The following is a 19,527-nucleotide window of genomic DNA, read 5'->3' as shown; positions in this document are numbered from 1 at the left end:
TTAGTTGATGCGGAGATCCGCATAAATAGGATAGTGGTCTGAAAGCTTTCTCTTCAAAACTTGATAGTTATTGACCGCGAAATTCTTTTCACAAAAGATATAATCAATCTGTAAAATTGGTAGAAGTTCAAAATGTGTCACACCCCAACCATTCCCTCTTTCCTGAAATGCATTTTTCATATCCTTTCCGATTAGATTAACCGAATAAGACATTGGCGTATCATTAAAATCTCCCATCACAATCTTAGGGATTTTGGTCTCCTGCATATGGGCAAACAAGGATTCTGCTTGATCACTGCGTTGTTCAAATGCCCATTTTAGCTTGCGGCCAACACGTTTTGTTTTGGTTTCCTCACTACCATCATTCGTTTTTGGGTTCTGAATAAATTCCTTGTCCTCATTCTGTAGCCCAAAGGAACGAAGGTGGACATTATAAACCCTAACCGTATCCTCATTCTTTACGATATCAACATAGATGATGCGGTTGATGCCATATTCATTCTTCTTGATTAAGCCTGAATTGATGATGGGGAACTTGGAAAAGATAACCTGACCATACGCATTATATTCATTCTGTTGAGAAGGGGCAAAGTAATAACTGTCAAAATTTATCTTTGATTTTATCTTTTCGCTGAATTTTTTATTTCCCTTAATGGTACTGCTAAATTCCTGAAGGCATAACACATCGGGATCTACCTCCTTGATAATATCGGTGAATTCATCCTTAGCCGGTTTGTCGGTTTTTTCAACGGGCTCCAACATATGGACATTGTAGGTCATTACCCGCAAAGATGAATCATTCCTTGCATGTGTTTGTTCACTGTTGAAAGTCACATGTTTGGTCATCAGATTCCAACCAATCAAAATGGCAATTAAAGAAAATAAGGAGTACTTGGGTTTGCGTAAGATCCAATAAAAGATAAAGCCCAGGTTGATCAATAAGATTGGAAGGTAGCCTAGGCCTAAAAATGAAATGGGCCAGAAGGATTTCGGATTGATAATTGAGGCAGAATAACATAAAAAAAGAGCAACGATGGCCGCCAAGTTGGCCAACATAACGGTCTTGCTAAAAAAACCTAAATTCTTTTTCTTAATTAACATTATTCTTGCTCTTCTCTACTTACCCTAAACAGGATTTCTTTTTCCCGTGAAGATAGACTTTCATAACCATTTTGAGAAATTTTATCCAAAATTTCATCGATTACCTCTTGATTTGGTAAATCCCCTTTATAGCTTTTATAAGTAGGTGCTTTCTTGACCGTATGGACCACACGGAGCTTCTTTTTCGGGCTGAATACAAATAGCTTGCTCAAGTCTCTTCCAGCTTGTAATTGATACATAAATGTTATACCCCACAAGATGGCCAATGGGAAGGCTGCAGCAGCTGCCCGGTTGGCAAATACATAAAATAACAATTGCAGCGCAAAGAATATGATTGCTATTGTCCGAAACTTGACGATCCCAAAAAGAAATAACCTGATTTCCATCTTGGGAATCAAAACCAATAAGCTTGCCACCACGGCAGCTAAACCCATGGAGTTAGAAAATAAATAGGGAATCGGACCTACAGCCAAAAAATTTAATTCGGATAATGCCAAAAAGCTAATTCCTGATATTACAAATGCACCCAGAAAGACAGTCAGAAATTGTCTTTTATTCAAGAAGTTTAAAAAAGTGCTGCCCATCCAATATAACCAGAGGCAATCAAAAACAAAATTGAACAAGCCTATGTAAACAAAGGGATAGGTTATCAGTGTCCATGGCCTCACAATAAAATCTGAAAAATTATTGGGTAGGGTAAGGTTGGTCAGCATCCAATCATAAAGCGGAAATTTAATAACCTCAAGGTCTACTAATAAATCCGCAATATGGATGAGTATAAATAAAAAGATTTGAATGGATAGAATATAAGGAATAGGAGAACCTGTTTGATAGGTAGTCCTTAAGAACGTCTTTATTCCGTTTTCCTTTTTCATATTCTAGGATACAATCTTAATAATAATTTGTTCGTTTAATCCCCCACATTTTTAACAGGATAAATCCAAATAATGCACCTCCAACGTGTGCTAGATGGGCAATGGATCCACCTGTATTGGAGAAGCCTAAAAACAATTCAATAACAATTAAAATCGGAATAAAATATTTCGCTTTAATTGGAATTGGTAAAAAGATCAACATCAATTCTGCATTAGGGAATAAGAAACCATACGCTAATAATAACCCATAAATTGCTCCAGATGCTCCAACCATTGGCGTTCCATAAATCGAAAGCAAAGTTCCTAATTGATCTTGCGTAATTGGCAAGTTGGTAGAAACCATTCCAGTGGTATAATTAAAGTTTAAGAATTGGGAGGCCTTGATGGTTCCTGCAATATTGTATACTTCGAAGGCTTGGATTCCATATTGTAAAATCAAAGCTCCTAATCCACAAATGATATAATAATTTAAAAAGCGTTTTGGCCCCAATATTCTTTCTATTACAGAACCAAACATCACTAAGGCAAACATATTAAAGAAAATATGACCAAAGCCGCCATGCATAAACATGTAAGTAATAACTTGCCAAATCTTGAAAAATGGGGAGTCCGGATAAAATACACCAAAGAATCGTGTGGCATTATCAAAAATCATGGTCCCAATAAAACAGACGATATTGATGATCAAAAGGTTTTTGGTGACTGTTGGTAAATTTCCAAAGAGGTTATTCATATATTTTTCTCAATCTTAAATAATTCTGCTAAAGCGTTCTGCAAGCTCCTGCAAGGTGTATGTTATAATGACAGGTCTTCCTGATAGGGAAATGTTTGGCGATTCACAAGCAAACAGCCTATCAATCAAATCTGCCATCCCTTCATTCTCTAATTTCGTGCCCGGTTTTATAGCCGCATTCTTCGCTAAACTTTTTGCCAATCGTTCGCGTTTATTCAAGCGTAAATCGCTCTGATTCTTGAAATCTTCCAACAACTTCTCAATAATCTGCCCCTCATTGATGTTTTCTAAATCCGCAGGAATTCCATCTACAATATACGTAGTTTTCCCAAATGCTCGCAACTGAAATCCTAAGGCATGAATCTCCGGTAGAATTTCTTGAACCAAAGCAAAGTCGGCTGAGTTTAATTCCACTGTTTGTGGGAATAAACTCTGTTGACTGGACCCTTGATTCTGTTGCAATTGTTGCTGAAACTGCTCAAATAAAATTCGCTCATGAGCTGCCTGCTGATCAATCAACATATATCCCGAATGAATTTGGGACACTATATAACGATTATGAAGCTGAAAAAATTGCTTCTTCGGCTGGTCTGAGGCCTGTATAATTGGGGACTCTGCCCTCGCTTCAGGCTCTTCTGGCAATAAACTCAGTTGTTCTGAATCCTCTGATTCTGTGATTTCGTACAAGCTATCCCAATTTTGTGGAATACTGGTCTTGCGTTCGATCTGCTCCGGGAAGTTGTATTTCCGCGGTTGCTTCGGCATGCCATCATCAAAGGGATTGAAATTCGGATTGAAATTAATGGTCGGAGCCTGAATTTCATCCAATGGCTTCGGCGTAATCAAATCATTAAAACCAGTTTCTTGTTCAAAGTCCAAGGATGGCGCAATATTATATCGACCAATACTACGCTTTACGGCTGAACGTAAAATAGCATAGATGGCTTTATCATCTTCATATTTGATTTCCGTCTTGGTAGGGTGCACGTTGATATCTATCTTGGAAGGATCGATGTCAATGAACAATACATAGAGTGGGAAGGTATCTGCCGGTAGAATTTCCTCATAGGCATTCATGACCGCATGATTCAAATAGGGGTCCTTGATATATCGGTTGTTGACGAAGAAAAACTGTTCTCCGCGGGTTTTCTTGGCAAACTCTGGCTTCCCAATAAATCCCTTGATATTAATGATCGTCGTGGTTTCTTCGACTGGAACCAAGCGTTGGTTGTAATTATTGCCAAATAGATGAACAATGCGTTGTTTCAAGGTTTCCTTTGGAAGATGAAACAGTTCATTGCCATCACTATGGAATGTGAAGAAAATTTCGGGATGCGCTAAGGCTATTCGTTGAAACTCGTCAATGATATGTCTTAACTCAACGGAATTGCTTTTTAAAAAGTTCCTTCGCGCTGGGATATTATAAAATAGGTTCTTCACGGAAATGCTGGTGCCAGCAGGTGCCTGATCTGGATATTGTTGAATCACTTCCGATCCTTCGATCTCAATCACTGTACCGAGCTCATCCTCAATCCTTCTGGTCTTAAGTTCCACGTGGGCGATTGCCGCAATGGAAGCCATGGCCTCCCCACGAAATCCCATCGTTCGAATGGCAAATAAGTCTTCTGCTTTCCGAATTTTAGAGGTAGCATGGCGCTCAAAGCATAGTCGAGCATCCGTCACACTCATTCCACAGCCGTTATCAATAACTTGAATCAACGACTTTCCAGCATCCTTTATAATTAATTTTATATGATCCGCTCCCGCATCAATAGCGTTCTCCATTAACTCCTTAATTGCTGATGCAGGGCGTTGAACAACCTCACCCGCCGCAATCTGATTTGCTACTGAATCTGGAAGCAATTGAATAATATCCGACATAATCTACAAAGGTACAAAAATGACTCCAATCGACCGGATTTTCAGTGCCACTCTTTACCCAATTTTTTGTTAAAAGTTGCATGATTTTGAATTGTCTAAAAGATATAATTATAACCTGTTGGAAATAAGGTCGGAAGAAATGTTATGGGAACATTTTTTATCTCCCCCGCAAGGGAATCAGCTTAAAAAATAAAATCCCGACCTTTCGACCGGGATTTTATTTCTTTTATTAATCAACCACTTTGTCTACGATAGAAATCGCTTTATCTAAGTCTTCTTTGCTCACGGTCAGGTGTGGTCTGAAACGAATACTACGCTCTCCACATCCTAAAATCAACATATTTTCTTTCATCGCTGCATCCACAAATTTATCTCTTGCCTCTGGCGTTGGTAAATCAAATGCTACTAATAAACCTTTTCCTCTGACATTGCTGATGGATGGATGTTTTTCGGATAATTCCAACAATTTTACCTGTAAGTATTCTCCTAATGTTTCAGCTTTATTCACCAAGCCTTCTTTTTCAATAATTTCCAAGATGAGTTTAAAACGGATCATATCCACTAAATTCCCACCGAAGGTCGAATTAATACGGCTGGATTCTTGGAAAACATTCTTTTCTACACGATCAAACTTCGTCTTGTTTGCCAAAATACCACAAACCTGAGTTTTCTTGCCAAAGGAAATCACATCCGGAACAATGCCATAATGTTGATAACACCACATTTTTCCAGTCATGGCAATTCCTGTTTGGACTTCATCCAATATTAAGATAATATCATTTTTATCACAAATCTCTCTTAATTTAACAAAGAACTCCTTGCGGAAATGATTGTCACCACCTTCGGCTTGAATAGGTTCAAGGATCAAGCAGGCAATATCATTAGGGTTGTTGGCAATTGCAGTTTCAATTTCTTGGATCGCTTGTTTCTCTAATTCAATGGTGTTGGCAACCGACTCTTCCGTTAATGGGAAGGTTAATTTCGGATTGCTGATTCTTGGCCAATTGAATTTTGGGAAGTACATATACTTCCTTGGATCTTTCGTGTTTGTTAAGGATAGGGTATAACCTGTTCTTCCGTGGAATGCTTGTTTGAAGTGAATCACCTGGCTTGCCTCTTGTTCGATTCCTTTTGAAAGATTTAAGCGGGTCTTCCAATCAAAAGCTGCTTTTAGTGCGTTTTCAACTGCCAATCCACCACCATCAATGAAAAAACAATAGCTTAATTCCTGTGGAATGCCCACGCGTTCAAAAACATCCATGAAATCTGCATACTCATCTGGATAGATATCCGATAAAGCTAATTTATTAATGGATACTTTCTCCAATTGCTTCTCATTGGCTAGTATATAAGGATGGTTGTATCCTACTGGTGATGATGCGAACATGCTGAACATGTCCAAATATTCCTTGCCATCAATGTCAACAATGTATGAACCATGAGATTTCTCTAGGTCCATAACCACTGGAAGTCCATCGGCTAAGATATGTTTTGCTAATCTTTTATGTGTTTCTCTTATCATAATCGTTTATAATTCAATTCTGTTTATAGGTCAAATTTAATTCCTTGCGCCAACGGTAGGCTCGTCGTATAATTAATGGTATTGGTTTGCCTACGCATATACACTTTCCACGCATCCGATCCGGATTCACGGCCACCGCCAGTATCTTTTTCTCCTCCGAAAGCGCCACCAATTTCAGCACCTGAAGTTCCGATATTGACATTGGCAATACCACAATCCGAACCATTCTGGCTCAGGAATAATTCAGCCTCACGAAGACTGTTCGTCATGATCGCTGAAGAAAGCCCTTGTTTAACGCCATTTTGTAAGCTGATGGCTGCATCAACTTCACCACTGTATTTTATTAAATATAAAATCGGGGCAAAGGTCTCATGTTGAACGATTTCATAGTGGTTCTCCACTTCAGCAATCACCGGAGTAACATAACATCCGCTTTCATAGCCTTCGCCTTTTAATAACTCGCCTTTGGTTAATAATTTACCACCTTCTGCTTTGATCTTATCCAAGGCATCCAAGTACATGTCTACTGCCGCGGTGTCAATCAAAGGTCCCATGTGATTTTTGCTATCCAAGGGATCTCCAATCTTGATTTGCTTATAGGCATCAACCAATGATTTTTTCACTTTATCGTAAATACTTTCATGGATAATTAAGCGTCTGGTACTGGTACAGCGTTGACCTGCAGTTCCTACCGCGCCAAATACAGCACCAATAATGGTCATTTTAAGATCCGCACTAGGACTCACAATGATGGCATTATTTCCACCTAGCTCCAATAAGGATTTTCCTAAACGCTTCGCAACTACTGTCGCTACTTCCTTGCCCATTCGGGTTGAACCCGTTGCGGAAATTAATGGAAGTCGCTCATCCTCGGATAACCATTTGCCAACCTCAGCATCACCAACAACCAAAGAAGAGATTCCTTCTGGTAATTTGTTTGCTTTTAAAATCTCAGCAATAATATGTTGACATGCTACGGCACATAAAGGTGTTTTTTCGCTCGGTTTCCATACCACAACATCTCCACAAACTAAAGCTAAAGCCGCATTCCAGGACCAAACGGCTACTGGAAAGTTAAATGCAGTAATGATTCCTACGATTCCTAGTGGATGATATTGATCATACATCCGATGGCCTGGACGCTCCGAATGGATGGTATTCCCGTATAATTGTCTTGATAGTCCTACTGCAAAATCACAGATGTCAATCATTTCCTGAACCTCGCCCATTCCTTCCTGATAGGATTTCCCCATTTCATAGGAAACTAATTTCCCAAGGACTGGCTTTAATTCACGTAATTTATCACCTAATTGACGGACAATCTCACCACGCTTTGGTGCCGGAATATCCCTCCATAATAATTTTGCCTTTTCAGCCTCTTGTATAACTTTTTCGTATTCTTTCTCTGTTGTGCTCCTAACCTTTGCGATTAGCTTCCCATTCGTTGGAGAATAGGATTCAATCAACTCACCCTTTGCAAACCATTTGTTACCCGTAGAGGTTCCTAGGTTCTCTGCTTCGATTCCAAGTGCTTTTAATTCTTTTGATGTCATAATATGGTTTATATTATTCGAAATTTTTATAAATATAGAGAATATCTTTTGTTTTCGAATGGATTTGGTCGAATTTATTTTGTAATTTGGGACTGTATAAAAAGTTAATAAATAACCATTAAATTTATTTTCTCAAACCTCAATTTCAAATCTAGTTATGGACTATTATCAAATAGACGAATTACTAACACCTGAACAAATTCTTGTTCGGGATTCCATCCGTAATTATGTGAAGGCGGAATTTGTTCCCAAGATGGATTATTATGCGCAGGAGCATCAGGAGATTCCTGATTTAATGCGAAAGTTGGGGAGTATGGGTGCTTTGGGGACCTTTATTCCTGAAAACTATGGGGGCTTAGGATTGGATCAAATGACCTATGGCCTGATCATGCAGGAGCTTGAATTTGCAGATTCGGCAATCCGTTCTGCAGCATCTGTTCAATCTTCATTGGTGATGTTCCCGATTTATAAATTCGGCTCCGAAGAACAAAAACAAAAATTCTTACCCCGATTAGCAACAGGGGAATTAATAGGAGCTTTTGGTCTAACGGAACCAAATCACGGATCCGATCCTGCCAGTATGGAAACCAAACTTGTTAAGGATGGCAATGGCTATCGTTTATCGGGTTCTAAAATGTGGATCACGAATGCGCCTATCTGTGATATTGCTGTTGTTTGGGCTCGGGATGAAGAGAAGAAAATCCGTGGCGTTATTGTCGAACGTGCTTTTGAAGGCTTTACTAGCCCCGAAACTTTAAACAAATGGTCTCTTCGGGCATCTAAAACTGGCGAGCTTGTCTTCGACCAGGTATTTATTCCTGCGGAAAATGTTTTGCCAGAAGTCAGTTCGATGAAAGGACCCTTGTCCTGCCTGAATTCAGCAAGGTTTGGAATTTCTTGGGGAGCCATTGGGGCGGCGATGGACTGTTATCAAACGGCATTGAATTATGCCAAGGAAAGAAAACAATTTGGGAAACCCATTGCTTCCTTTCAATTGCAGCAGAAGAAATTGGCGGAAATGATTACTGAAATCACCAAGGCGCAGCTGCTTTCATGGCGATTGGGACTCTTGAAAAATGAAGATCGGGCAACACCTGCCCAGATTTCCATGGCGAAGAGGAATAATGTGAACATGGCTTTGCAGGTAGCCCGCGAGGCTAGGCAGATTCTTGGCGCCATGGGAATCGTCGGTGATTACTCCATTATGCGCCACATGATGAACCTGGAATCGGTGATAACCTATGAAGGAACACACGATGTTCATTTATTGATCACGGGAAATGATATCACCGGATTCAACGCATTTTAACTACCTATTATGAGGATATTCATTTATCCAGCGGAATGTTCGGGTTTTTAAATCAATATTATCCATATCTATCTTCTCCAGGAAGATAGATGTGGAATCCGGAGAATGGATATTGCGTAGGGTAATTCCCGTATTTTCGAGGTGATATTTCATTTCAAGTACTACACTCTTGTCTGAATCTATTATTTTGATCTCCTTTTTCTTCGGATCCTTGATGTATTCATATCGAATAACATCCATTTCCTCATTTCTAATGTTCAACGTTTTTTCAGTTGTAATGATAAGCTGATGCCATTCATCAGGGATATTGTTCTTCGCACGGTTTTTATATTCCCTATTAGGTATATAATAGGCACCATAAAGTTCGGCTTCTGGATCAAAGTACGGTTTGAAGTAATCAATTGGTGAGATTAATTGCCGAATATGCCCCGAGAATACCAAGAGTAGGAGTAGAACCTTAATGCTGATCATGGTGATTTTTTTCCAACGTTTATTGTATATCGGTGCAGGGAGCGGAATTAGTTTAACTGTTTTCTGCGCAATTAATAAGCCCATCAATCTTTGGATATTCGGTGCCAGTAGAAATAAACTCAATAAGGCTAGTGCTGTAGAAACCAATTTTACAGGTACATCAAAGAAATAATTGGTTGCCATGATATTCACGCTGACGGCAAAGGTGATGATGGCACCCAGGGTGGTGGTTTTTCGGAATAATAATAGTATACCCATTACTTCAGCAATACCCATGAATATATTATAAGGATTGGAGGCGCCATAAAATGTCCATGCCAGCCCCATTGGTGAAAACTTGTAGAGCGGTTCTGTTAATCGTAGTAAAGTGGGAAATGGAAATTGACTATGTGTCAATTTTACCATACCATAATTCAGCAACATAAAGGCTATATAATAACGTAACATGACGGTAAGCCAATAATATAATCTTGGATAGCTTTTGTTTTTACGGTCTAATAAGCTCCAGATCAATGTGCCAACAGCTGAGAATATCAATATTAATAAGAGTTGTATCCATTGCATGGCTGTGTCTCCACTTCCATTTATGTAACTGGCATTGGAGCTCAAATCAAAAAAAGTTTTACCAAAGGTTCTAATCAGATCAATCAAAAATGGTCGGATGAGAACTAATAGATGTTGGAGGAAAAAGAAGGTTCCATTATTGGCCAGTAGTATAAATGTCAGGATGAAGATGAAACAAAAACGGAAAAGGATTGGATTTTCTGGGTAGCTATAGTTTTGGTCTTGCGTATCGTTCAATTTCATAGGTCTTTTATTGGATTTCATTAAATATAGTCAATTCTAATCTTATGTCCTCTCTATTGTAGCTTTTGAGTATTGTTAAATTTAAAGCATATGAATATTGTAATAGTGTAGGTATTTAAATATTGGAATAAAGTTGATTTTGATTTCAGTAATAATGTGGATTTTGAATACTATAATAATGTAGGTTCTATATACTGTAATAAGGTAGGTTTTATATATAGTAATCAAGGTAGCCTTTATATCCTGTATAAAGTTCGATTTTGAATTTAGTATTTATGCAGTTTTGATTGAAGCAATAATGCTGTTTCGAATTCACTAATTGCACAGTTTTGAATTCCACAAGAAAGTCGATTTTGAATACAGTAATACTGCCGTTTCGAATACAGTAATACTGCCGTTTCGAATACAGTAATACTGCAGTTTCGAATACAGTATTACTACAGTTTCTAATTCAGCGATAATTCTGTCCATCTTTTGGACAAATCAGGAGCTCCTCCGCACCTTGGTCGGACCTTCTTCGGATCTTTTCCTGACCTCGGTCGAAAAAATTCGGCCGAGGTCCGGCGGATCTGCGGGGGATCTGCGGTACTGATGCGCCGGAATGTCGAATTTTGTATGGCCTGCTCCCAAAGTATTTCCGATAATGATTGGGTAAATAGATAGCCTTTGAAAAGGAACGACAAGGAATCCCCTCCAAAAAACACACATCCATGATCCCAACCTGTCCATATCGCCCGACCTCCCTTTTCTACCGTTCATGCCCCCGGAATACCTCCTGGGCAATGAAAATGCAACCTTCCTGAAAATTTATCGTGCAATGTGCTAGCGAGTTACGGTATGCTGCCAAAAAATGTTGCTGTGATGTCTTGGAAGTATGGATGTTTTGTCCCTATCTTTGCACCACTCCGCAAGGGAGGGACGGCTGAAAGGCCACTGACAACAGGGAATGGAACACGGTAAAAAAGGGGTCACACCCGATGCGCCGTATCTTTTGAAAAAAGCGCCTCAAAATTATTTTAAAATAAATTTTGCGGAATCAAAAAAGGTTTCTACCTTTGCAGTCCCAACCGAGGGAAACAGCAATGAGCGCGATGCTCGGAGCGACAAGAAAATGACAGATTGTAGCCTTCAGCGATGAGGGATCCACAACATAAAAAGCCGAAGCGAGATGCCCAGGCGATAAAGTTCTTTAAATGATCATGTAGCGCAGCGACTCGTACGAGAGTACGATAGCTGAACAAAGATTTCAAGAAATCAATTCAGATATCCCGGAGCGGGAGGAAAACATTAAAACAAGACAATTCTATTTATTATAAATAGTCTTGATCTTACACTTCATTTTACAATGGAGAGTTTGATCCTGGCTCAGGATGAACGCTAGCGGCAGGCCTAATACATGCAAGTCGGACGGGATCCAGCTGGTAGCTTGCTACCGGTTGGTGAGAGTGGCGCACGGGTGCGTAACGCGTGAGCAACCTACCCATATCAGGGGGATAGCCCGAAGAAATTCGGATTAACACCGCATGACACAAATTGACCGCATGGTCGATTTGTCAAATATTCATAGGATATGGATGGGCTCGCGTGACATTAGCTAGTTGGTGGGGTAACGGCCCACCAAGGCGACGATGTCTAGGGGCTCTGAGAGGAGAATCCCCCACACTGGTACTGAGACACGGACCAGACTCCTACGGGAGGCAGCAGTAAGGAATATTGGTCAATGGGGGCAACCCTGAACCAGCCATGCCGCGTGCAGGATGACTGCCCTATGGGTTGTAAACTGCTTTTGTTAGGGAATAAACCCCACTACGTGTAGTGGGCTGAATGTACCTAAAGAATAAGGATCGGCTAACTCCGTGCCAGCAGCCGCGGTAATACGGAGGATCCGAGCGTTATCCGGATTTATTGGGTTTAAAGGGTGCGTAGGCGGCACTTTAAGTCAGGGGTGAAAGACGGCAGCTCAACTGTCGCAGTGCCCTTGATACTGAAGTGCTTGAATGCGGTTGAAGACGGCGGAATGAGACAAGTAGCGGTGAAATGCATAGATATGTCTCAGAACACCGATTGCGAAGGCAGCTGTCTAAGCCGTTATTGACGCTGATGCACGAAAGCGTGGGGATCGAACAGGATTAGATACCCTGGTAGTCCACGCCCTAAACGATGATGACTCGATGTTTGCGATATACCGTAAGCGTCCAAGCGAAAGCGTTAAGTCATCCACCTGGGGAGTACGCCCGCAAGGGTGAAACTCAAAGGAATTGACGGGGGCCCGCACAAGCGGAGGAGCATGTGGTTTAATTCGATGATACGCGAGGAACCTTACCCGGGCTTGAAAGTTACTGAAGGATGCAGAGACGCATCCGTCCTTCGGGACAGGAAACTAGGTGCTGCATGGCTGTCGTCAGCTCGTGCCGTGAGGTGTTGGGTTAAGTCCCGCAACGAGCGCAACCCCTATGTTTAGTTGCCAGCACGTCAAGGTGGGGACTCTAAACAGACTGCCTGCGCAAGCAGAGAGGAAGGCGGGGACGACGTCAAGTCATCATGGCCCTTACGTCCGGGGCTACACACGTGCTACAATGGATGGTACAGCGGGCAGCTACACAGCAATGTGATGCCAATCTCGAAAAGCCATTCACAGTTCGGATCGGGGTCTGCAACTCGACCCCGTGAAGTTGGATTCGCTAGTAATCGCGTATCAGCAATGACGCGGTGAATACGTTCCCGGGCCTTGTACACACCGCCCGTCAAGCCATGAAAGCTGGGGGTACCTAAAGCATGTAACCGCAAGGAGCGTGTTAGGGTAAAACCGGTAATTGGGGCTAAGTCGTAACAAGGTAGCCGTACCGGAAGGTGCGGCTGGAATACCTCCTTTCTAGAGCCCGCTCTGGGATCGCTGCGCGACATACATGATCGTATAGAAAAAAAAAGACATTCAGAAGAAAGTGCCCACACCCTGTGGGGGCCTGAGAGATGAGAGAGATAAGCTAGTCCCGTAGCTCAGTTGGTTAGAGCACTACACTGATAATGTAGGGGTCAGCAGTTCAAATCTGCTCGGGACTACCATCACACGGGGAATTAGCTCAGCTGGCTAGAGCACCTGCCTTGCACGCAGGGGGTCAACGGTTCGAATCCGTTATTCTCCACAGGTCCGAGTCCTTATAGAAGGTTTTAGCTTAGAGCAATGGTTCTAAATACTAACTACTAACTACTAGGTACTCAGATAAAGAGTTCTTTGACATATTGGAAGAAAAGAGATTAACAAGAGAAGACAACAGAGGCATGTCGTCCATTTATGGATGGCGGCCAATAAGCAACCTATCACTTAGCAAAAGGGGTGATAGCGTGAAGAAAGTAAACAAGGGCACACGGGGGATGCCTAGGCTCTCAGAGGCGATGAAGGACGTGATAAGCTGCGATAAGCCACGGGGATCGGCAAATGCGACTCGATCCGTGGATTTCCGAATGGGGCAACCCGGCATGTTGAAGACATGCCATCAAATGAAGCGAACGCGCTGAACTGAAACATCTAAGTAGGCGTAGGAGGAGAAAATAACAATGATTTCCCAAGTAGTGGCGAGCGAACGGGAAAGAGCCCAAACCAGTATTGTTACGGCAATACTGGGGTTGTAGGACCACGCCATTGGACTGTGCTATGAACTGGAAGCAGGTGGGAAACTGCGCGATAAGGGTGAGAGCCCCGTACAGGTAAAGAATGCAGCCATAGTGGTATCCTGAGTACCGCGGGACCGGAGAAATCCTGTGGGAATCCGCCAGCACCATCTGGCAAGGCTAAATACTCCTGAGAGACCGATAGTGAACCAGTACCGTGAGGGAAAGGTGAAAAGAACCCCGAACAGGGGAGTGAAAAGAACCTGAAACCGTGTGCTTACAAGCGGTCGGAGCGGAGTGATTCCGTGACGGCGTGCCTTTTGCATAATGAGCCTACGAGTTACTCTTGTCCGGCAAGGTTAATGGCTTAAGGCCAGGAGCCGAAGCGAAAGCGAGTCTGAACAGGGCGTATAGTCGGACGAGGTAGACGCGAAACCTTGTGATCTACCCTTGGGCAGGTTGAAGGTGCGGTAACACGTACTGGAGGACCGAACCGATAAACGTTGAAAAGTTTCCGGATGACCTGAGGGTAGGGGTGAAAGGCCAATCAAACTGGGAAATAGCTCGTACTCCCCGAAATGTTTTTAGGAACAGCGTCGGCATATGAGTCTAGCAGAGGTAGAGCTACCGATTGGGTGCGGGGGAGTCAAATCCTACCAAATCCAGACGAACTCCGAATGCTGCTAGATATGGCCGGCAGTGAGGCTTTGGGTGCTAAGGTCCAAGGCCGAGAGGGAAAGAACCCAGACCATCAGCTAAGGTCCCCAAATTCGTTCTAAGTTGAACTAACGAGGTCCGGTTGCCCAGACAGCTAGGATGTTGGCTTGGAAGCAGCCATTCATTTAAAGAGTGCGTAACAGCTCACTAGTCGAGCGGCCGGGCGTGGATAATAAACGGGCATCAAGAACGATACCGAAGCTATGGATTGCAATTTATTGCACTGGTAGGGGAGCATTCCATCGGGGGTGAATCCGCGGGGTGACCCGTGGTGGACCTGATGGAAAAGCAAATGTAGGCATAAGTAACGATAAGGCGGGTGAGAAACCCGCCCACCGAAAGACTAAGGTTTCCTGATCAACGCTAATCGGATCAGGGTTAGTCGGGACCTAAGGCGCATCCGAAGGGAGGCAGCCGATGGCCAACGGGTTAATAATCCCGTACTATTGATAACTGCGATGTGGTGACGGAGTAGTGACACTGCCGCGAACTGACGGAATAGTTCGTTGAAGGGCAAAGGTATTGGACCGGTAGGCAAATCCGCTGGTACAGCTGAAGCCCGATAGTACAGCAAACCCTCGGGGGCGCTGATAGCGCAGGTAAGCAGACTTCCAAGAAAACCCGCTAAGCTCCAGGTTATCAATACCCGTACCGTAAACCGACACAGGTAGTCGAGGAGAGGATCCTAAGGTGCTCGAGTGAATCATGGCTAAGGAACTCGGCAAAATGGCCCTGTAACTTCGGGAGAAGGGGCGCTTCCTCCACCTTCGGGTGGAGAAGCCGCAGTGAAAAGGCCCAGGCGACTGTTTAGCAAAAACATATGGCTTTGCGAAATCGAAAGATGAGGTATAAGGCCTGACACCTGCCCGGTGCTGGAAGGTTAAGAGGGGATGTCATCCGCAAGGAGAAGCATTGAATCGAAGCCCCAGTAAACGGCGGCCGTAACTATAACGGTCCTAAGGTAGCGAAATTCCTTGTCGGGTAAGTTCCGACCTGCACGAATGGTGTAACGATCTGGGCGCTGTCTCAGCCATGAGCTCGGTGAAATTGTGGTATCGGTGAAGACGCCGGTTACCCGCAACGGGACGGAAAGACCCCATGAACCTTCACTATAGCTTAACATTGAAATTGGGTACAGGATGTGTAGGATAGGCGGGAGTAATTGAAGCGGTTTCGCCAGGAATCGTGGATACGACCTTGAAATACCGCCCTTTCTGTATTCGGTTTCTAATCCCGCTAAGCGGGAGACATTGTTTGGTGGGTAGTTTGACTGGGGTGGTCGCCTCCAAAAAGGTAACGGAGGCTTTCAAAGGTAAGCTCAGTACGCTTGGTAACCGTACGAGGAGTGCAATGGCATAAGCTTGCTTGACTGTGAGACCTACAAGTCGACCAGGGTCGAAAGACGGACATAGTGATCCGGTGGTTCTGTATGGAAGGGCCATCGCTCAAAGGATAAAAGGTACTCTGGGGATAACAGGCTGATCTCCCCCAAGAGCTCATATCGACGGGGAGGTTTGGCACCTCGATGTCGGCTCGTCACATCCTGGGGCTGGAGAAGGTCCCAAGGGTTGGGCTGTTCGCCCATTAAAGTGGCACGCGAGCTGGGTTCAGAACGTCGCGAGACAGTTCGGTCCCTATCTGTTGTGGGCGCTGGAAGTTTGAGTGGATCTGACCTTAGTACGAGAGGACCGGGTTGGACGGACCGCTGGTGAACCTGTTATGCCGCCAGGTGTACGGCAGGGTAGCTACGTCCGGGATAGATAAGCGCTGAAAGCATCTAAGTGCGAAACTAGCCACGAGATGAGACTTCCTCATAAGGGTCGTTGAAGATGACAACGTTGATAGGTCACAGGTGTAAAGGTTGAAAGACCAAAGCCGAGTGATACTAATAGCCCGAAGCTTTCCAATGCGGATAGTTCTGTTGTCCTCTCTCTTTTTAACATCCTTTCTTCCAATAACATGTCAATATGGAGTACGAAGTACGCCGTGTTTGGTGGCAGGCCCCGGGTCTAACTGCTAAATACTAACTACTAACTACTACCAAAAAAGATATTCAGGTGCCTATATCGGCGGTGTCCACCTCTTCCCATTCCGAACAGAGAAGTTAAGCCCGCCAGAGCCGATGGTATTGCCGTAACAGGTGGGAGAGTAGGTCGGTGCCTAATTTTATACGGAAGCCCGTTGTCAGATGACAACGGGCTTTTTGTGTTTTCTGGGGCCTGGGTGAATGGAACGGATGGACCGGTCGGTAGGGGCGTATCGCATATGCCCTTTTGTATTGTTGTTGGGTCATGGTTTGACAAATATGTCGCCCCTACGGGGCTTTATCTTGTAATATGATTCTTTCTATAAACATGCCGCCCCTATGGGGCTTTATCTTGTTTAATGTCTTTTTCTACATATATGTCGCCCCGATGCGGCTTGATCATCCAGGTCGCGAAATGGCTATCGGATAAATGAAACGCATTGTACGGGCGTATCGCATACGCCCTTTTATTTATTATTTGGTCATGGTTGGACAAATATGTCGCCCCTACAGGGCTGTATCTTCTTATACGTCCCTTGCTACAAACATGTCGCGCCTCTGGGGCTTACTAATTATCATCATACCAATTTTGACCTATGCGTAATAGTTTTATGGAATATATATCTTGTTACAAAAATGGAGCTAATAAAAAATAGTTACATTTCTAAAGAGTTAAAATTATATATGCGTTATTACGCTAATCTTTCCGTCTTGGATTAATCTTTATCTTTAAGAATACTTAATATTATCTTAATGTAGTTCTGAAACGGTTTTGTTATTTTTTTTATAGATTGAGTGGAAGCAATGGCTGAAATTCAGCCAATTTATTGAATTTCAATCTTTAATTTCTAAATTTTACCTATAACTTAAGAGTTGTAGTCTATTTTTGTCAGCATTTGACGTTGTTTTCACTTTTAGTGGGGGTATTTGGGGATATTGTTTTTATGGAAAAAAATTATCCATTGTTTTTATAAATTAATTAATCTATAAAATACATTCCTACTTTTATATATAGTTTCTTTCTGATTTTCAATACATATTGTATATTTATACTGAAACAAGGATGTTTTAATGCTTGATTATCCCATGATCAAGGGTGTGAATTTAAGATAATAGTTATGGATTGCATTAAATTAGGAATAATTGATGATAGTGTCTTTTGCAGGAACTTGACTAAATTTCAGTTATTGAATATGAAATCAATTTGTTTTGATTTTGTAATCGAGGCGGAATCCATAGTTGATTTTCAAAAGAAAGCCAATTCATCGGTTAATCCAGAAGTGATTCTTCTAGATATTATGATGCCAGATATTGATGGTATTAGTGGTATTCCTATTATTAAGGAACGATACCCTGATGTGCATATTATTATGCTTTCTGATGTGGATAATCCTGCTATTATCCGACAAAGTATTCTTGCTGGTGCTTATGCCTTTGTGAAAAAAGGTACCAAAGCTTCTGATTTATTAAAGATTATTCGTGATGTCCTTGCTGGATCTTCCTATGCAAGTCCTGAATTGACGAAATCCTTATTCATGGGTATCCAACAACCACCACAATCGAGAAGGAAACTTTCCCGTAGGGAATTAACCATTGTTCACCGCTTGTTAGAGGGTTTTAGTTTGGATCGAATTGCTACTTCCTGCGAAATTACCGTGGATAAATTGTGGGAACTTATTCGCGGAATCATTAAAAAACTAAATATTGCCGCACAAATAAAAATCAAAGCGCACTAGTAAACTTATAGTTTAAGCATTGCTAATAATAGTATAATAACATTATTACACTATCCTATTCCTTTTTTTTCTATTTTTCAGGATAATTAAACTTGATTGATTTAAGCAATTTGCTAACCTGAAATGAAGAGAAAATCCATTATTATATTATTAGTTGGGGTCCTACTTGTAGGCGGAATGGTCTATTATAGGATTACCAAGAACAAAGAAAAAGCGGAAGCTCAGAATGGTCCTAGGGGAAGTCGGAGTGCTGCCAAGGTATATGGGGTGATAGTTAAGGGGCAACCTTTTTCGGATTTCCTATCTCTTTCAGGCGCGATTGAAGCAGATGAGCAGATCGAAATTCATACTGAGGTTTCCGGGATTGTAGAATCCATTAATTTCTCTGAAGGCGGACGTGTTAGTCAGGGGCAACCTTTGTTAACGATCAATGATGCAGAGTTACAGGCACAATTAGCACAGGCGCAAACCCGTAATAACTTAGCTGCTGAAAATGAGCGTAGAGCTAAATTACTATTAGAAAAAGAAGCCATATCACAAGAAGAGTATGATATCGCGAGTGCCGACTTTCGAACAGCACAATCGCAGATCCAATTGATAAAGGCACAACTGAGTAAAACCGTGATCCGAGCGCCTTTTTCTGGCCGGATAGGATTAAGAAGTATTTCAAAAGGGAGTTATGTTACTCCAACAACAAATATCGCACAACTAGTTAATACCAATAGACTTAAAGTATCATTCTCTATTCCTGAAAAATATGCGAACAAAGTTCGTGTTAATAATCAGATTAAATTTTCGGTTCAGGGCGTAGAAGGTGAATTTACGGCAAAGATTTATGCAACGGAGCCAGCTGTAGAAGCAAATACCAGGACCTTATTGGTAAAAGCCATCACCTCGAATAGTTCTGATAATATTATTCCGGGGACTTTTGCCAACATTGTGTTTCCATTAGAGACCTTGGAAGAAGGATTATTGGTGCCAGCAGAGGCATTGATTCCAGTTCAGAACGGTAAGAAACTATTTGTATTAAAAGGAGGGAAGGCAAATGAAGTTATGGTGGAGACTGGTGCACGCACGGATGAGGATGTATTGATCACGAGCGGTATCGTGGCTGGGGATACCGTATTAACTTCTGGAGTAATGTCCTTACGGAATGGTTCAACAGTACAGGTTGTCCTGCAATAATT

10 protein-coding genes, 2 tRNA genes and 3 rRNA genes are annotated in these 19,527 nt (G+C 42.2%); 8 read left to right on the top strand and 7 right to left on the bottom strand.

All coding sequences use genetic code 11. The features are described 5' to 3' along the window. The 6 genes from PZ892_RS15125 to PZ892_RS15100 form a co-directional block, all read right to left on the bottom strand. Nucleotides 1–1,101: an endonuclease/exonuclease/phosphatase family protein gene (locus tag PZ892_RS15125; protein WP_094258564.1), complete on the bottom strand. Its 1,101-nt coding sequence runs from the start codon at nt 1,099–1,101 to the stop codon at nt 1–3. Then, nucleotides 1,101–1,976, bottom strand: a complete 876-nt coding sequence (locus PZ892_RS15120; RefSeq protein ID WP_094258565.1) for a rhomboid family intramembrane serine protease — start codon at nt 1,974–1,976, stop codon at nt 1,101–1,103. The genes PZ892_RS15125 and PZ892_RS15120 overlap by 1 nt, the downstream gene beginning before the upstream one ends. A 16-nt stretch (nt 1,977–1,992) precedes the next feature. Continuing rightward, a complete protein-coding gene (locus tag PZ892_RS15115) occupies nt 1,993–2,709 on the bottom strand; it encodes a rhomboid family intramembrane serine protease (protein ID WP_094258566.1) in 717 nt (238 codons plus the stop codon). A gap of 15 nt (nt 2,710–2,724) precedes the next feature. Beyond that, nucleotides 2,725–4,590: a DNA mismatch repair endonuclease MutL gene (gene mutL / locus PZ892_RS15110; protein ID WP_094258567.1), complete on the bottom strand. Its 1,866-nt coding sequence runs from the start codon at nt 4,588–4,590 to the stop codon at nt 2,725–2,727. Nucleotides 4,591–4,819: 229 nt separating this feature from the next. Next, nucleotides 4,820–6,112, bottom strand: a complete 1,293-nt coding sequence (gene lat, locus PZ892_RS15105) for an L-lysine 6-transaminase (RefSeq protein WP_094258568.1) — start codon at nt 6,110–6,112, stop codon at nt 4,820–4,822. A gap of 23 nt (nt 6,113–6,135) precedes the next feature. Next, nucleotides 6,136–7,665 (bottom strand): aldehyde dehydrogenase family protein, encoded by a 1,530-nt coding sequence (locus tag PZ892_RS15100; RefSeq protein ID WP_094258569.1) that lies wholly within the window; start codon nt 7,663–7,665, stop codon nt 6,136–6,138. Between the two features lie 157 nt (nt 7,666–7,822). Here PZ892_RS15100 and PZ892_RS15095 point away from each other — a divergent pair, with 157 nt between their 5' ends. Beyond that, the gene (locus tag PZ892_RS15095; protein WP_094258570.1) at nt 7,823–8,974 is read left to right on the top strand and encodes an acyl-CoA dehydrogenase family protein; all 1,152 of its coding nucleotides are present in this window, start codon (nt 7,823–7,825) and stop codon (nt 8,972–8,974) included. Here the strand turns inward: PZ892_RS15095 and PZ892_RS15090 are convergent, their stop codons facing one another. Next, nucleotides 8,975–10,252 carry a hypothetical protein gene (locus PZ892_RS15090; RefSeq protein ID WP_144043783.1) on the bottom strand — a complete coding sequence of 426 codons (1,278 nt, stop codon included), beginning with the start codon at nt 10,250–10,252 and terminating at the stop codon, nt 8,975–8,977. A gap of 1,342 nt (nt 10,253–11,594) precedes the next feature. Between PZ892_RS15090 and PZ892_RS15085 the strand changes: the two genes are divergently transcribed. The 7 genes from PZ892_RS15085 to PZ892_RS15055 all read left to right on the top strand — a co-directional run bounded on the left by PZ892_RS15085 (nt 11,595) and on the right by PZ892_RS15055 (nt 19,525). Further along, a 16S ribosomal RNA gene (locus PZ892_RS15085) occupies nt 11,595–13,124 on the top strand. Nucleotides 13,125–13,238: 114 nt separating this feature from the next. Then, nucleotides 13,239–13,315, top strand: a tRNA-Ile gene (locus tag PZ892_RS15080). Between the two features lie 6 nt (nt 13,316–13,321). After that, nucleotides 13,322–13,395: transfer RNA gene (locus PZ892_RS15075), tRNA-Ala, on the top strand. Nucleotides 13,396–13,597: 202 nt separating this feature from the next. Continuing rightward, a 23S ribosomal RNA gene (locus PZ892_RS15070) occupies nt 13,598–16,486 on the top strand. Between the two features lie 145 nt (nt 16,487–16,631). Further along, nucleotides 16,632–16,743 (top strand): 5S ribosomal RNA (gene rrf, locus PZ892_RS15065). Together the 16S, 23S and 5S rRNA genes with 2 tRNA genes alongside form the textbook arrangement of a ribosomal RNA operon. 979 nt (nt 16,744–17,722) lie before the next feature. Further along, nucleotides 17,723–18,340 carry a response regulator transcription factor gene (locus tag PZ892_RS15060; RefSeq protein WP_094257943.1) on the top strand — a complete coding sequence of 206 codons (618 nt, stop codon included), beginning with the start codon at nt 17,723–17,725 and terminating at the stop codon, nt 18,338–18,340. A 123-nt stretch (nt 18,341–18,463) separates the two neighbouring features. Then, nucleotides 18,464–19,525: an efflux RND transporter periplasmic adaptor subunit gene (locus PZ892_RS15055; protein WP_094257942.1), complete on the top strand. Its 1,062-nt coding sequence runs from the start codon at nt 18,464–18,466 to the stop codon at nt 19,523–19,525. The last annotated feature ends 2 nt before the right edge of the window (nt 19,526–19,527 follow it).

The organism is Sphingobacterium sp. WM (assembly GCF_029542465.1).
Taxonomy (GTDB): Bacteria; Bacteroidota; Bacteroidia; order Sphingobacteriales; family Sphingobacteriaceae; genus Sphingobacterium; species Sphingobacterium cellulitidis.
This window is presented reverse-complemented; position numbering and strand designations above follow the sequence as displayed.